We start from the raw sequence: 15,430 nt of genomic DNA, 5'->3' as shown, positions 1-15,430 counted from the left end.
TTGCCTAACTGCCAATCCATGACTTCGACCAACGATATTCGCCGCTCCTTTCTCGACTTCTTCGCCAGTGAAGATCATGTCGAGGTCCAAAGCGCGCCGCTCGTCCCGCACAACGATCCGACGCTCATGTTCGTCAATGCGGGCATGGTTCCGTTCAAGAACGTCTTTACTGGTCTCGAAACACCTCCGGGGCCGCGCGCCACGTCCTCGCAGAAATGCGTTCGCGCCGGCGGCAAGCACAATGACCTCGACAATGTCGGCTACACCGCGCGTCACCACACTTTCTTCGAGATGCTCGGCAACTTCTCGTTCGGCGACTATTTCAAGGAACAGGCGATCCTCAACGCCTGGACCTTGCTGACCAAGGAATGGGGGCTTGCGCCCGAAAAACTAACGGCGACCGTCTATCACACGGATGACGAAGCCTTCGACCTGTGGCGCAAGATCTCCGGCCTCCCGGAAGAACGCATCATCCGCATCGCGACCGCCGACAATTTCTGGTCGATGGGCGATACGGGTCCATGCGGTCCGTGCTCCGAGATTTTCTACGATCACGGAGAGCACATTCCCGGCGGCCCTCCCGGAAGTCCGGACGAGGATGGCGACCGCTTCATCGAGATCTGGAACCTCGTTTTCATGCAGTTCGATCAGGCGGCCGATGGTACGCGCCGCGATCTGCCGAGCCCGTCGATCGACACAGGAATGGGCCTCGAACGCATCGCTGCTGTCATGCAGGGTGTCCACGACAACTACGACACCGATACGTTCAAGGCGCTGATCGCGGCATCGGAAAACCTGACTGAAGTCCCTGCGAGCGGTGAGAACACTGCCTCACACCGCGTGATTGCCGACCATCTGCGTTCGACATCTTTCCTGATGGCTGACGGCGTGCTGCCCTCTAACGAAGGCCGCGGTTACGTCCTTCGCCGCATCATGCGGCGCGCCATGCGGCATGCGCACCTGCTCGGCGCGAGCGAGCCCCTCATGCATCGCCTTGTACCTGCACTCGTATCCGAGATGGGCCAGGCTTATCCCGGACTTCAGCGCGGGCAGTCACTGATCGAGGAAGTGCTGCTTCGCGAGGAAACGCAGTTCCGCAAGACGCTTGATAAGGGCCTCAAGCTCCTCGACGAAGCCACCGGCTCGATGTCTGAAGGTGGCGAACTCGACGGCGAGACCGCTTTCAAGCTCTATGACACATATGGCTTCCCTTACGATCTGACCGAAGACGCTTTGCGCGCCCGCGGCATCAGCGTCGATCGCGGCGGTTTCGATGAAGCAATGGCGCGCCAGAAAGCCGCCGCTCGCGCAGCCTGGAAAGGCTCGGGCGAGGCCGCATCGGATGAAATCTGGTTCGACATCGCCGAACGCGAAGGCGCAACCGAGTTCACAGGCTATTCGACCACTTCGGGTGAGGGAACCGTTGTCGCTCTCGTGAAGGATGGCGCCGAAGTCGACAGCGCGTCGGCAGGCGATGAGGTCGTGGTCCTCACCAATCAGACGCCATTCTATGGTGAAAGCGGTGGCCAGACCGGCGACACCGGAACGATCAGCACGCCTACCGGCTTGGCAGCGGACGTCACCGACACAAGCAAACCGCTCGGCCGCCTGCACGCGCATCAAGCCAGGATCACTGCTGGCAAGGTCAAGGTCGGCGACAACGTTCAGCTCGACGTGGACGCAGAGCGCCGTACACAGATCCGCGCCAATCACTCGGCGACGCACCTCGTCCATGCAGCTTTGCGAAATCAGCTCGGCGATCATGTTACGCAGAAGGGCTCGCTCGTTTCGCAGGAGCGGCTGCGCTTCGACTTCTCCCATCCCAAGCCGCTATCGGCAGAGGACATCGTCGCGATCGAAGATGAGGTGAACGCCGAAATCCTCGCAAACGAGCCCGTCGGCACGCGCTTGATGAGCCCTGACGACGCGGTCGAGGCAGGCGCGCTTGCTTTGTTTGGTGAGAAATATGGCGACGAGGTCCGCGTGCTCTCGATGGGGCGTTCCGGCGGCAGCGGCCGCAACTACTCGGTCGAGCTGTGCGGCGGCACCCATGTCAGCGCGACAGGCGATATCGGCCTTTTCCGCATAGTCTCCGAAGGTGCCGTGTCTTCGGGCGTGCGCCGGATCGAGGCGTTGACTGGTGATGCTGCGCGCAACTGGCTCGTCGCTCGCGAAGAGGCGCTCAAATCCGTTGCTGGCGCAATCCGCGCAACACCGGAGGAAGTCCCGGCGCGCGTTGCCGCACTTCTTGATGAGCGCAAACGGCTTGAGAAGGAACTGGCAGAAGCCAAGAAAGCCCTCGCGCTGGGCGGCGGCGGATCTGGCGGCGGCCCGGCGGCTTCGGCTGATGAGCAGGTTGCCGGGGTCGCGTTCAGCGGACAGGTGCTCGAAGGGCTCAACCCCAAAGAGCTTCGCCCGCTTCTTGATGAAGCGAAGGCACGGCTTGGCACGGGCGTTGCCGCAATCGTTGCAGTTAATGATGGCAAGGCGAGTATTGCTGCTGCCGTGACCGATGACCTCACCGACAAATTCAGCGCGGTTGATCTGGTGCGCGCAGGTGTCGAAGCGCTTGGTGGCAAGGGTGGGGGTGGCCGCCCCGACATGGCACAAGGCGGCGGCCCCGACGGCTCGAAAGCCGCCGAGGCCATCGCTTCGGTCAAGTCTGTGCTGGAAAGCGCGTAAGCGTTACGCGGCGGGCGTCTGCTTCGTCACGCCGCTGCTGCCCTGTTCGACATCGTTGCCGCCGGTATCACCGGGGTGGCCGCGACCCTGATCGGTCGGCGCCTGGTCTTTCAGCGGGTCCTGTACGTTCTGCGGCTTGAACTTTTCGTCATTCGGCGTGGGCTTGGTGGGGTCGACATCCTTGGTCATGGGTTTCTCCTTTGTCTAAAAGGATTACCCGCAAGCTGCCCACTTGGTTCAATTTTCGACCGTTGACGTCCTCAGTTTCGGAGGGGACTTGAGCCCTCCGTCGACCTCCAGCTGTTCTCGAAACTCGTCACGCTTCTCATGGATCGAGGCGATCACCGGACCCATCGCGACACCGATATCGACCAGCACGGCTTCGGAGAGCTGCAACGAGCTTTCGAGATTTTCGGGCACGGCGTGGCTAGCGCCTGCTCGGTAAAGCTGCGCTGCATGGTCGGTATCGCGGGCGCGCACGACGATGAGCAACTCGGAATGGTCGGCACGCAGCCTGGCTACGAGGCGTTGTGCCAGCACCGGCTCGTCCATGGTGAACACAAGCGCTGGTGCCTCCGCGATACCGACCCGCGCAAGCACATCGCCGCGGGCCGCGTCACCGAACATGACGCGATAACCCTTGCGCTTGGCCGCATCGACTACGTCGGGATCGGAATCGATCAGCACATGGGGTTGGTCATGCGCTGTCATCATATCGGCAATCAGCCTTCCTACACGTCCTGCGCCAACGATGATGGTGCGCGGTTCGCCGTCGTCATCGTCGGGTAGGTCTGGAACGGCCTCGACCCGGCGAGCGATAGCTCTACCGAGCTTGGCAAGAAGCGGTGTGATCGTGAGACCGATTGCCGTAACGATCTGCCAGAACTGTGCGGTTTCGGTGTCGACAACAAGCGCGCTCGTCGCTGCTGCGAGCACGATCAGGGTGGTTTCCGATGGGCTCGCCATCAGCACGCCAGTCTCTGCCGCCGTAGAGCGCCGCGCGCCCATCATGCGCAGCAGGGCACCGGTTACGACCGCCTTGAACACCAGCACACCGACGACCGCCCCCATGATGGTGCCAAGATCGGCCCAGATCACGCGCAGGTCGATGCTCATGCCAATGGTGATGAGGAACACGCCGAGCGCGAGGCCCTTGAATGGCTCCATGATGCTTTCAACTTCGCCGTGATACTCGGTCTCTGCGATCAGAAGGCCTGCAATGAGCGCACCGACGATGGGCGAAAGGCCGGTGGCGGCGGTGGCAAGGCTTGCGCCAATGACGACCAGCATGGATGCGGCGAGAAACAGCTCCGGACTCTTTGTTCGCGCCGCCTGGCTGAACAGGCTTGGCAGGGCGAAACGCCCCGCGACGAGGAGGACGAGGATCACGATCCCGCCCTGGATCAGGGTGTTCGTGAGGTCGCTCACGCTGTCGCCCGATGCGGTCGGAGCGAGCGCGCCGAGGATGAAGATAATCGGGACGATCATGATGTCCTCGAACAGCAGCATCGACAGGGCTGCGCGTCCGACCGGGCTCTTGGTCCCGGAAATCGGCAACACGATGGCGGTCGAAGAAAAGGCGAGGGCAAAACCAAGCGCGAGCGCGGCTTCGGTCGCCATGCCGCTCGCATAGCCGAAGAAACCAGCCGAGATGCTGCCGATGATCAGCAGCTCAAGGCTGCCGAGGCCGAAGACGAGCCTGCGCAATTGCCACAGTCGATTGAACGAGAGCTCGAGCCCGATCGCAAACAGCAGCAGGATTATGCCGAAGTCGGCGAAGGGTGTTAATCGGTCGGGGTCAGAGATCGAGACGTATTGCAGCCACTCAAACTGATCGACCAGCGACCCGAGCCCGTATGGGCCCACCAGGATGCCGATCAGGATGAACCCGATGATCGGCGTGATCCGAAAGCGAGCGAAAACGGGGATCACGATGCCTGCCGATCCGAGGATCACCAGCGCATCCTGCATCACCGGGGACATGGTAAGTTCGCCTGCCATGGCTAGGACTTACCCGTGTCAAAAGGTGCTGTCATCCGCCACCGTGCCCTCTTGACCCGCTCGAAGAAGCAGCTGGCGTGTCGACTTTTTCTCCGAGCGGATCGGAAATGTTGCCCACGCGCCTGTCCCACTCGATTCGGTAGAGATCGAAGCGGCGATCGGCGAGGTTCTGCACCGTGCCCTCGGCCCGGGCCCATTGAAGGTCGGACAGGTTCACATCGCTGATGGTGAGCGTTTCGACGTTCTCCGAGGCTTCTGCCGCGATGCCATCGCGGGCGAAGGGGAAGTCGCATGGGGTCAGGATGCAGCTTTGCGCGTACTGGATGTCCATGTTCGCGACATTGGGCAGATTGCCGACATTGCCGCTCATCACGACATAGCACTGGTTCTCGATCGCGCGGGCCTGCGCGCAGTAGCGCACCCGCATGTAGCCCTGGCGGCTGTCGGTGCAGAACGGCACGAAAATGATCCGCGCGCCTTCGTCGACAAGGCGGCGGGCAAGCTCGGGAAACTCGCTGTCGTAACAGATGAGAACACCGATCGGGCCGCAATCGGTCGGGATGGCATCGATGCTGTCACCGCCCTTGATGTTCCACCAGTACGCCTCGTTAGGCGTGGGGTGAATCTTCTCCTGCGCGTAGATCGACCCGTCGCGAAGGCACACATAGGCAACGTTGTGGATGTCGCCATCGGGCATGCGGGTGGGGTGCGAGCCGCCGATGATGTTGATGTTGTAGGCGAGCGCCATTTCCGAAAGCTTGGTGCGGATCTTGGGTGTGTATTCGGACAGGCACTCGATCGCTTCCAATGGGCTGAGTTCGTCCTCCTCTGCGCTCAGCAGCATCAGCGTGAAGAGCTCGGGAAAAACGATGAAGTCGCTTTCATAGTCGGCAGCGACATCGACGAAATATTCGACCTGCTTCATGAATTCGTCGAAATCCGCGACCGCGCGCGCCTGGAGCTGGCAGGTCGCAATCCGCACGCCTTCGACGTCACGCGGCAGGCGGTGCTTCTTCGGCGCGTCTGCATCGACATAAGGGTTGCGCCAGACCATGCGCACCGCATTGCCGCGGCTCGCCTTGTCTTCGGGCAGGTACTTGGGGAGGATGCCCGCAGGCTCGAAGCCGTTGGCAAGCTGGAAGCGCAAGACTGGATCGTGGACCTTGCCCTCGAGGATCAGGTCGAGATATTCCTGCGGGTTCTCGGCCCGGTTGTTCTTGCGACGCTTGGCCCGCGCATAGCCCGGCATGCGTCCGCCAAAGACAATGCCGGTGAGGTCGAGCCGCTCGGCAAGCGCGCGCCGTTCTTCGTAGAGCCTGCGCCCGAGACGGCTTCCACGCACATTAGGATCGACGCACAATTCATAGCCGTAGAGCCAGTCGCCGGTCGGATCATGGCGCGATCCAAAGCCGTTGCCGGTCACCTCGTCCCATGTGTGATCGGAGAGAGCGACCTTCTCGTCGAGCCGCATCGAAGCGCAGTAGCCGACGATCTTGCCATCGAGCTTCGCGACGAAACATCCCTCGGCATAGTTGTTGATCTGCCCGCGTATCTCACCCTGCGTGTAGGCGGGCAGGTCGTCATAGGCCCGGCGCACAAGGTCGCCGATGGCGCGCACGTCCTTGAGCTTGGCCTGCCGGACTTCAAGCCGGGCCTTGCTGCGGGTCTGGGTCATTTAGGCTTGTCTCCAAATGCACAAAGGGCGGCCTGCTCCAAAAGAGAGGCCGCCCTGATGCTACGCCGTAGTGCGGGCGTTGTTCCGCCTAAGAAAGCGGATCAGGCCCAGCTCTGCATTTCCTTTTCGAGGTTCTGCACGATTGCCTCGAAGAACTGCTCGGTAGTGAGCCAGTTCTGGCTCGGACCGATGAGCAGAGCGAGGTCCTTGGTCATCTGGCCGTTCTCGACCGTTTCGATGCACACGCGCTCAAGCGTTTCGGCAAAGCGCACCACGTCGGGGGTGTCGTCGAACTTGCCGCGATACATGAGGCCGCGGGTCCACGCGAAGATCGAGGCGATCGGGTTGGTCGAGGTCGCCTTGCCCTGCTGGTGCTGGCGATAGTGGCGGGTGACGGTGCCGTGTGCGGCTTCGGCTTCGACAGTCTTGCCATCGGGCGTCATCAGGACCGAAGTCATCAGGCCGAGCGATCCGAACCCTTGCGCAACAGTGTCGGACTGAACGTCGCCATCATAGTTCTTACAGGCCCAGACGAACTTGCCCGACCACTTGAGCGCCGATGCGACCATGTCGTCGATCAGGCGGTGCTCATAGGTGATGCCGGCTTCCTTGAACTTGTCGGCGAATTCGGCGTCGAACACTTCCTGGAACAGATCCTTGAAGCGGCCATCATAGGCTTTCATGATCGTGTTCTTGGTCGACAGGTAGACCGGCCACTTGCGGTCGAGGCCGTAATTCATCGAAGCGCGCGCGAAGTCGCGGATCGAATCGTCGAGGTTGTACATCGACATGGCGATGCCGGCGCTCGGGAAGTCGAAAACGTTGAGGTCGATCTCGGTCCCGTCATCGCCGTGGTAGACCATGCGCAGCTTGCCCGGTCCCGGGATCAGCGTGTCGGTCGCGCGGTACTGGTCGCCAAATGCGTGACGGCCGACGACGATCGGGTGAGTCCAGCCCGGTACGAGGCGCGGGACATTGTCGATCACGATCGGTTCACGGAAAACAACGCCGCCAAGGATGTTGCGGATGGTGCCGTTCGGCGACTTCCACATTTTCTTGAGGTCAAATTCCTCGACGCGCGCTTCGTCAGGAGTAATCGTCGCGCATTTCACGCCAACGCCATATTCCTTGATCGCGTTGGCTGCATCGATGGTGATCTGGTCGTCGGTCTCGTCGCGCTTTTCGACCGAGAGGTCGTAATACTTCAGGTCAACGTCGAGATAAGGCAGGATCAGCCTTTCGCGGATCCACTGCCAGATGATCTTCGTCATCTCGTCGCCGTCGAGTTCGACAATCGGGTTTTTGACCTGAATTTTCTGCATGGCTAGCGCCTCATCCTTGTGGAATGTCTGTGAGCGTTAGGATGTCTGATGTGATCCCTTGCGAGCGCTCTAGCAGAGGCTGCGCAGGGCGCAAGGTGTCGAAGGTCTAATGCGACCCGACTTGTTGCAATCGACATGCAAAAGCGGAAACGGGAGTTGGGTGGCGCGCATCAACAGCGCGCCGGCTCAGAACGGCCAGAGTTCCTCGATCAGAGCTGGCGGTGTCTCGAGCTTCACATCTTCCTTGCGTGCGATGAAGGGACGCTCACGGACGTGTTTGTCCTCAAGCGCGCATTCTAGCATGAATTGCGCAAGGTCGGGGCGCCGGGTGCGCAGCGTATTTCTGGGCATGTCGTCCAACGAAACTTCATAATCGCCGGTACGCTTACGGTTGAGCAGCCAACCGGGTCGCACTGCCGTCCAGTCGATATCTTCGCATACGCGCAAGACCCGCTCCATCTCGCCCATCTGGCGAAAAATCCGGTCGAGCGCAGCGGTCGCGCCTTTGAACCAGAGCGGCACGGTGGCTTTCGGGTCGGCGAAGGCGGCGGAGATGACGACAAGGCGCTTTTTGCCGGTCTTGCGCATGGCTTCAACCATGTTGACCGCGCCTTCGGTGTAGAGGGGGGGAGGGTTGATCAACGTCTGCGGATCGCGGCCCAGACCAACAGCCGAGATGACGACGTCGATGCCGTCCATCAGATGCGCGAGGTCACCATCGAGCAGGTCGGCTTCGCATTTTTCGAAGCGTTCGTGCTCGATGAAATCACGCGGCCAATCGCGTTCTGCGCCACGTACCGAGTGGCCTGCGTCCAATGTTTGTTCGAGGAGAGGCTTGCCGGTGTCGCCGGTCGATCCGAATAGAAGTATGTTGCTCATGCTCTTGCCAATTCACGAGAGCGCGAAAAGTGCCAAGAAACTTGGCGCTTTCGTGGTTTCAGCGGATCGAAGGGGAGAAGATGGTGGGCGTAGGAAGAGTTGAACTTCCGACCCCTGCGATGTCAACACAGTGCTCTACCACTGAGCTATACGCCCACACTATCATCATATCCCGAAATCGGCCGAAGCCCGTTGCGGGAAGCGGCGCATTAGCGAGAGCGCGTCGCCAGTGCAAGCGATTCGCGCAGCGTTGATACGATTTTATGTCAGACCTGGGCTTGCGCCTGCTCTTCGAAGACGCGCTCCACCTCAAGCACGAGGTCGCGCAGGTGAAACGGCTTTGACAAAACCTTGGCATGTGGCTGCTCACGGCTGGCGCGAAGCGAGACGGCGGCAAAGCCCGTGATGAACATGACCTTGGTGCGCGGGCTAACTTCCGCGCAACGCTGCGCGAGTTCAATTCCATCCATTTCGGGCATGACAATGTCCGAAAGAAGCAGGTCGAATTCGCCTTCCTCGAGAAGGGGCAGTGCTTCGGTGCCGCGATCGACGCTGGTGACTTCATAACCGGCCTTGGTGAGCGCACGCTCCAGATATGTGCGCATTGCGTCTTCGTCTTCGGCAAGAAGGATTCGCGGAGCAAGATTTGTGGTCATGGCGAAGCCCTTTACCGCATTTCGCTTAAGAAGTCCTTGGCATGAATGCCGCGTGCCCTCATTTGAGACGGGTAACCTAATCGGGTTACCACACAGGCTTAACGTGATCGGCACATCGCAGTGGTCGCGAGTAGAGGGGCAAACGAGGCTTTGACTCAGATGTTCAAATTGGGCAGCAAAAGACCTCAATGAACCGGTTTTCCCGAAAGTCCCCGTTGCGCCCTGTTCCTGCTGGCAAAAGCGGTCAAAGCACCACGTCAAGCGGCGGCGCGATTGCGCCTTTGGCCGAGGGGCATGATGCTCAAGATCCAGCGGAAAAGGACGTGACTAACGCAGCTTACGTCCATGTCAGTCCGCGCGCGATGCCGCTGCCGGTCCTGATCGCCGTTCCGCATGCAGGGCGCGTCTATCCCGGCAATGTGCTCGCCACGATGCGCGATGCGGGGCTGAGCCAGCTGCGGCTTGAAGATCGTCATGTCGATGCTGTCGGCGTCGAGATTGCGAAGGCGACAGGAACCGGGCTTCTGGTCGCGCAGGCGCCGCGGGCAATGTTGGACCTCAACCGCTCGGCAGACGATATCGACTGGGAAATGATTGTCGGAGCGCCTGAGGAGATCCGTTCTCCTTCGCGTTCGCATCGGCGCGGCCGCGCGATGCCCAATTCTCGCGCTCGGAGCGGTCTGGGGCTGGTGCCGCGCCGCCTGCCCGGTTTTGGCGAGATCTGGCGCGAGCGTCTTTCCGCCCAGGAGCTCGCGCGTCGCATCGACCGCATTCATCGCCCCTATCACGAATTTCTAGCCAAGGAGCTTGAGCGCATCCGCGACGTCTGGGGGGCTGCTCTGCTAATCGATCTGCACTCGATGCCTCCGCTGCGCCGACCCAGTGGAGAAGAGCGCGCGCCGCAGATCGTGATTGGTGATCGGTTTGGAGCTTCCTGCCACAACACCCTAGCTGCTCGCGCGCTCAGCTACCTTGATCGCCACGGTTGCGCAGCGGCGCATAATCGCCCTTATTCAGGTGGTTACGTGCTTGATCGTCACGCGGAGCCCGCGCGCGGTATCCATGGCATTCAGGTTGAACTGTGCCGTTCGACCTATCTCGATGCGACGCTTTCGCACACTACGGCTGCGGTCAAGCCGCTCGCCAACATGATTGCAGGCCTGGTGCGCGAACTGGGCGCCGAAACTGCCGGGTTGGGGGCAGGTGGGCAGACAGCTCAGGCGGCTGAGTAAGTTCGCCTTACAAATTTCTGAAAAACTGAAGAAAAAGACCGCCTCGCGTTTTTAAGGGGGGTAACACGAGGCGGCCAGGCTCAGGGAGGAAAACGCCCAAAAGGGCGCGTCCCGGACGGCTCATGAGGGGGTGCCGTCCGCAGGTTGCAAATAAGAACTGAGGGCCCCGTGTTCAAGACACGGAGCCCCCAGAAAAAGATCGCTTTTGGCGAAAAGCGAGGGACGCTTTTGGAGCGTCCTCGCTTCGGCATATCTTACATCGTGCCGCCGGCAGGAACGGCAGGCGTACCGCCTTCAGGCATGGGAACCTTGCCCTGTGCGCTCTGGCGTTCGAACAGCATGCGCATCAGGTTCATCGAGAACAGGTGCGCGTGCATCAGCATCAGCATGCCGTTCTTGTTGAGGCCGTCGAGCACGTCCTTGTCGAGCTCGCGCAGCTTCTCTTCGTTGACCATCTGGAAGCCGGTGTAGACGAACGGCTTGTCAGGCATGTCATTGCGAGTGATGTCGATGCGGCCTTCCATCAGAACGTCGAGCTTCTTGAGCTCTTCGAGGAATGCGCGGGTGCGCTGACCGGACTGTTCAAAGCGGCGGCAGAACTCGAGAACGCCGTCGGTGTATTCGGTCGGCTTGCGCGGCTCGTCGCCTTCGCCCGGCTGGAACAGCGCCTGGCCTTCTTCGCTTGCGCCAACAACGCCCGCCTGCGGGTCGAAGCACAGCGACATATCGTCGCTGTCGCGGTTGAGCTTGGCGAGCATGAACGGGTAGCGGCGAACATAAGCGGGTACGTACACACCGGCTTCGAGCTTGCCGTCTTCGCCGATGTAGCAATTGACGCCGTCATTGAGGCCCATGAGCGCGATCGGCAGCGGGTTGTCGCCGGCGGTGAACACGATCGGGAAGTGACGCTGCGCATCGACGAACTCGTCGACGGTCAGCGGGATCGCGTGCGTGTTCGCGAGGAACGATGCGTCTGCGAACGGGCTGACTTTCCAGTCGCCATGATCGCGACTGTTGAGCGGAAGCAGGTCTTTGTAAAACAGCGGAAGTTGCGGCTGCGGCGCGGTCGCCATGGAAATCTCTCCGAGAAGCTATTGGAAATCTGTTCGCGGCTGTCAGCGGAAAAGAGGCCCCTCCCACAAGGCCGCGATTGCGGCGCTTTAGGCGTTCGCGTGGGCAGGCGCAAGCGCGAGGGGGATCAATTACCCTGCGGCGGCACCAGTTTACCCGGATTCAGCAGATTTAGCGGGTCTAGCGCCTGTTTGACGCTGCGCATCATCGCAAGCGCAACCGGATCGCCGAGCCTGCCGAGATCGCTGACCTTCATCTGGCCGATGCCGTGTTCCGCGCTGATTGACCCGCCCCATTCGGTAACGAGATCATACACTTGCGCGCTGACAGCCTTCCCTTGTGTCTCTTCCCAGACGCCCGGCTCAGCGCCCTTTGGAGCAAGAACGTGGAAGTGGACATTGCCATCGCCCAGATGCCCGAACGCAACGGCTGAGGTGCCCGGATGCGCTTCCTCGATTGCAGGTGAGGCGGCGAGGATGAATTCAGGCATGCGTTCAACGGGAACCGAGATGTCGTGCTGCATCGCAGGACCAAGCGCCCGCTCTGCTGCCGAGATCGAATCGCGCAAGGTCCAGAAGTCCTCTGCCTGCCGCTCGTTCGACGCGATCACAGCATCGGCCAAAAGCTCGGCTTCGGCAGCATCGGCAAGCGCCTCTTCCAACCTCTCGCGAAGCTCGGCATCGTCTCCATCGAGCGCCACGCATTCGACGAGCGCGTTCCAGGCGTGACGCTGCCCAAGCGGTGAGCGCGCGTCGGGCAAATGCGCGAGCACGCTGTCGAGGCAGTGCGCTGGGACGACCTCGAACCCCTCCAGCGTATCGCCGAGCGCGCGGTCGACACGCCTCAAGAGCGCGCGCGCATCAGTGATGGAGGACAGGCCGACCCAGGCGGTTGCGCGGGCCTGCGGGGCGGGGAGCAATCGAAGCGTTGCGCCGGTGACGATGCCGAGTGTGCCCTCCGACCCGATCAGCAATTGCTTGAGGTCGAAACCGCGATTGTCCTTCTTGAGCACGGTGAGCGCATCGAAAATGCTGCCATCGGCCAGCACCGCCTCGATCCCCAGAACCTGTGCGCGCATCGTGCCGTGACGCAGCACCTGCGTGCCGCCTGCATTGGTAGAGATCAGGCCGCCAATCGTCGCTGAACCCTTGCCGCCGAGCGTAAGTGGGAACCTCAAGCCCTCAGCCTCCGCCGCTTCGTGAAAGGTCTGCAGGATCACGCCCGCATCGCACACGGCATGACCTGCGCCAACATCGATCGAGCGGATCGCGTTCATGCGCCGCAGCGACAAGAGGATCGATGCACCGGTTTCGTCCGGCGTCGCACCGCCCGCCATGCCGCTGTTCCCGCCTTGCGGCACAATCGGGACGCCGTGCTTGGCGCACAGCTTCACCAGTGCCGAGACTTCCTCGGTCGATGCGGGCGAGGCGAGAGCCAGCGCGCTTCCGGTGTAGCGCCCGCGCCAGTCGGTTTCCCACGGCTCGATATCCTCGGCGAGCTGAGTGAACCCCTTGGGTCCGAGCAATTCCGCTGCTTCGGCAAGGAATGTGTCTTTGGTTCGAGTCAGTGTCGTCATTGTGGCTGCTATGCCACACTCCGCCGCGATTGTACCAGTGCTTTGCCCCGAGCAGTCCGCTTAGTTAAGCCAGCGTTCAATCGCTCATGCTAGTGCGCATTTCGGATCGCGTCAGAGGCCAGGACTAAAAGCAAACGGCCTTCGAATACTGGAGGAACCCCCGAGAAACCCATGCCGAGCTTGCTCGCCCTTGCAGCGCCGTTTGCGCTGATCTTGCCCGTTTTGGGGCAGGGGTTTTTGCAGGCTGAAAGCGGGGTGAATGACGGGGAAGAGGCTGCCAAGACGCAATCCACCGCTCCCGATTTTGATGAGCGACCCGAGGCACCTTACTCGCCCGCGAATACCGCCGCGACGCCGCTCGATGCGTTTTATGGTGGGCAGGTCGCACGTCAGGTCAGGATCGACCGGAGGGTCACGATCCGCATCACGCCGCGCCGGGAAAGCCCGCGCAACAGCTTGCTGGCACGCTTGCCACAACGCGGAATGAGCCTCGCTTACGAAGAGCGCGATACCGAGCGCTGCGTGCCGATGGCGCGTATCTCGGGCGTTCAGACGGGAACCGGCAATCGCTTGCTCCTGTTCCTTCGCGACAATCGTATCTTCAGCGTCAATCTTGAGCGCGCGTGCCGCGCCCGCGATTTCTACGCCGGTTTCTACATCGAGCGCAGCGAGGACGGACAACTTTGCGTCGAGCGAGACCAGCTGCAATCGCGCAGCGGTGCCAAGTGCGAGGTCGAGGCAATGCGCCAATTGGTGGTGGTGCAAGAGTGATTGCCGCTCTGCTTTGATGCGGCCCCGGCGACACAAGCTTCCCCAACCCTGTCCAATTCTTGACTTTTGCGGCCTTTTTCGCCAATCGCAGCGGCGCTGCTTGAGGATAACCTTATAGGCAGCGCCCAATCCGGCAGCCTCGCTGCCCGCTATCCGGACATTTTGAACCGCATGACCTTTGCCGATCTCGGCCTATCTCCCGAATTGCTGAAAGCCGTCGAGGACGCCGGCTACACCGAGCCGACCGCGATCCAGGCCGAAGCCATCCCTGCCGTGTTGATGATGAAAGACCTCATCGGCATCGCGCAAACCGGAACCGGCAAGACCGCCAGCTTCGTGCTTCCCATGATCGACGTGATGGCCGCAGGCCGCAGGCGCGCGCTGATGCCGCGCTCGCTCATCCTTGAGCCGACGCGCGAACTTGCTGCGCAGGTTGCCGAGAACTTCGAGAAGTACGGCGCGAACCACGATCTCAAGATGGCGCTGCTGATCGGCGGCGTGCAGATGGGCGACCAGTTGAAGACGCTCGACGAGGGCGTCGATGTCCTGATCGCAACGCCGGGCCGTCTGATGGACCTGTTCGAGCGTGGCAAGATCCTGCTCAACGGCTGCGAACTCCTCGTCATCGACGAGGCCGACCGGATGCTCGACATGGGCTTTATCCCCGATATCGAGTTCATCTGCGACAAGCTGCCTGAAACGCGGCAAACGATGCTTTTCTCGGCCACCATGCCTGCGCCGATCGAGAAGCTCGCAAAGAAGTTTCTCAGCAATCCCAAGCGGATCGAGACAACGCGCGCAGCGACCACGAATAAGGACATCACTGCGTTCAAGGTTCCGGTCAAGGCCCGCCAGAAACGCGATACGCTCGAATGGCTGCTGGCAAACGACCAGGTTGAAACGGCGATCATCTTCGCCAATCGCAAGACTACTGTGCGAGAGCTCAACAAACACCTTCAACGCCAGGGTTTTGCCAGCGGTGAGATCCATGGCGATATGGACCAGAGTTCCCGTCTGAAAGAACTCGACCGGTTCAAGTCGGGCGACGTCAACATCCTCGTCGCGTCAGACGTTGCGGCGCGAGGGCTCGACATCAAGGGCGTTTCCCACGTCTTCAACTTCGACACACCATGGCACCCGGACGACTACGTGCACCGCATCGGCCGGACGGGCCGCGCGGGAGCAAAGGGCCGCGCTTTCACGTTGGTTGCCGATGAAGACGCGGAAGCCATCGCCAATGTCGAGAAGCTGACCGGTGCGAAGATCAAGGTCTTCGGCAAGGAAGACGTGCGCGTCGAACTGGCGGATGGTTCAGCCAAGAACACCGGCAGTGATGACGAGGCGAAGGACGAAAAGCCCGCCGAGAAGAAGAGCCGCTCTCGCAGCCGCAAGCGCGACGATGAGGGCGATGCGCCTCGTAAACCGCGCCGCGAAAGCGCCGAGGACAAGCCTGCACGCAAAAGCCGCCCACGCCGCCGCGATGATGAGAGCGACGATCCGGTCCCTGCAGGCGAATGGAACGGGCCGAAGCCCGGCTTCCTCGACGTAGGCGCGACCTGAGGCTT

The 15,430-nt window shown here is 61.3% G+C and carries 12 protein-coding genes and 1 tRNA gene; 4 read left to right on the top strand and 9 right to left on the bottom strand.

All coding sequences use genetic code 11. The features are described 5' to 3' along the window. The first annotated feature begins 18 nt into the window (after nt 1-18). A complete protein-coding gene (gene alaS, locus NAP1_RS06900) occupies nt 19-2,682 on the top strand; it encodes an alanine--tRNA ligase (RefSeq protein ID WP_007164534.1) in 2,664 nt (887 codons plus the stop codon). A 3-nt stretch (nt 2,683-2,685) separates the two neighbouring features. Here the strand turns inward: alaS and NAP1_RS06895 are convergent, their stop codons facing one another. From NAP1_RS06895 to cpdR, 7 genes are all read right to left on the bottom strand, one after another. Then, a complete protein-coding gene (locus NAP1_RS06895; RefSeq protein WP_007164533.1) occupies nt 2,686-2,871 on the bottom strand; it encodes a hypothetical protein in 186 nt (61 codons plus the stop codon). Nucleotides 2,872-2,919: 48 nt separating this feature from the next. After that, complete coding sequence (locus tag NAP1_RS06890) at nt 2,920-4,683, bottom strand: cation:proton antiporter (protein ID WP_007164532.1); 1,764 nt, start codon at nt 4,681-4,683, stop codon at nt 2,920-2,922. A gap of 31 nt (nt 4,684-4,714) precedes the next feature. Continuing rightward, complete coding sequence (locus NAP1_RS06885) at nt 4,715-6,358, bottom strand: bifunctional GNAT family N-acetyltransferase/carbon-nitrogen hydrolase family protein (protein ID WP_007164531.1); 1,644 nt, start codon at nt 6,356-6,358, stop codon at nt 4,715-4,717. Between the two features lie 101 nt (nt 6,359-6,459). Beyond that, on the bottom strand, nt 6,460-7,680 hold the full coding sequence (locus NAP1_RS06880; protein WP_007164530.1) for an NADP-dependent isocitrate dehydrogenase: 1,221 nt from the start codon (nt 7,678-7,680) through the stop codon (nt 6,460-6,462). Nucleotides 7,681-7,866: 186 nt separating this feature from the next. Further along, nucleotides 7,867-8,559 (bottom strand): SDR family oxidoreductase, encoded by a 693-nt coding sequence (locus NAP1_RS06875; RefSeq protein WP_007164529.1) that lies wholly within the window; start codon nt 8,557-8,559, stop codon nt 7,867-7,869. An 81-nt stretch (nt 8,560-8,640) separates the two neighbouring features. Next, nucleotides 8,641-8,715, bottom strand: a tRNA-Val gene (locus NAP1_RS06870). A 110-nt stretch (nt 8,716-8,825) separates the two neighbouring features. Continuing rightward, nucleotides 8,826-9,215, bottom strand: a complete 390-nt coding sequence (gene cpdR, locus NAP1_RS06865) for a cell cycle two-component system response regulator CpdR (protein WP_007164528.1) — start codon at nt 9,213-9,215, stop codon at nt 8,826-8,828. 323 nt (nt 9,216-9,538) lie between these two features. On the opposite strand from cpdR, the gene NAP1_RS06860 reads away from it, so the two are divergent. Next, nucleotides 9,539-10,447: an N-formylglutamate amidohydrolase gene (locus tag NAP1_RS06860; RefSeq protein WP_241761189.1), complete on the top strand. Its 909-nt coding sequence runs from the start codon at nt 9,539-9,541 to the stop codon at nt 10,445-10,447. Nucleotides 10,448-10,701: 254 nt separating this feature from the next. Here the strand turns inward: NAP1_RS06860 and NAP1_RS06855 are convergent, their stop codons facing one another. After that, nucleotides 10,702-11,520: a SapC family protein gene (locus tag NAP1_RS06855; RefSeq protein WP_007164526.1), complete on the bottom strand. Its 819-nt coding sequence runs from the start codon at nt 11,518-11,520 to the stop codon at nt 10,702-10,704. 125 nt (nt 11,521-11,645) lie between these two features. Continuing rightward, nucleotides 11,646-13,094 carry an FAD-binding oxidoreductase gene (locus tag NAP1_RS06850; protein ID WP_007164525.1) on the bottom strand — a complete coding sequence of 483 codons (1,449 nt, stop codon included), beginning with the start codon at nt 13,092-13,094 and terminating at the stop codon, nt 11,646-11,648. A gap of 171 nt (nt 13,095-13,265) precedes the next feature. Here NAP1_RS06850 and NAP1_RS06845 point away from each other — a divergent pair, with 171 nt between their 5' ends. Both NAP1_RS06845 and NAP1_RS06840 read left to right on the top strand, forming a co-directional pair. Continuing rightward, complete coding sequence (locus NAP1_RS06845; RefSeq protein ID WP_007164524.1) at nt 13,266-13,865, top strand: hypothetical protein; 600 nt, start codon at nt 13,266-13,268, stop codon at nt 13,863-13,865. Nucleotides 13,866-14,036: 171 nt separating this feature from the next. Continuing rightward, nucleotides 14,037-15,425 carry a DEAD/DEAH box helicase gene (locus NAP1_RS06840; RefSeq protein ID WP_040464804.1) on the top strand — a complete coding sequence of 463 codons (1,389 nt, stop codon included), beginning with the start codon at nt 14,037-14,039 and terminating at the stop codon, nt 15,423-15,425. The last annotated feature ends 5 nt before the right edge of the window (nt 15,426-15,430 follow it).

Source organism: Erythrobacter sp. NAP1, from assembly GCF_000152865.1.
GTDB lineage: Bacteria > Pseudomonadota > Alphaproteobacteria > Sphingomonadales > Sphingomonadaceae > Erythrobacter.
This window is presented reverse-complemented; position numbering and strand designations above follow the sequence as displayed.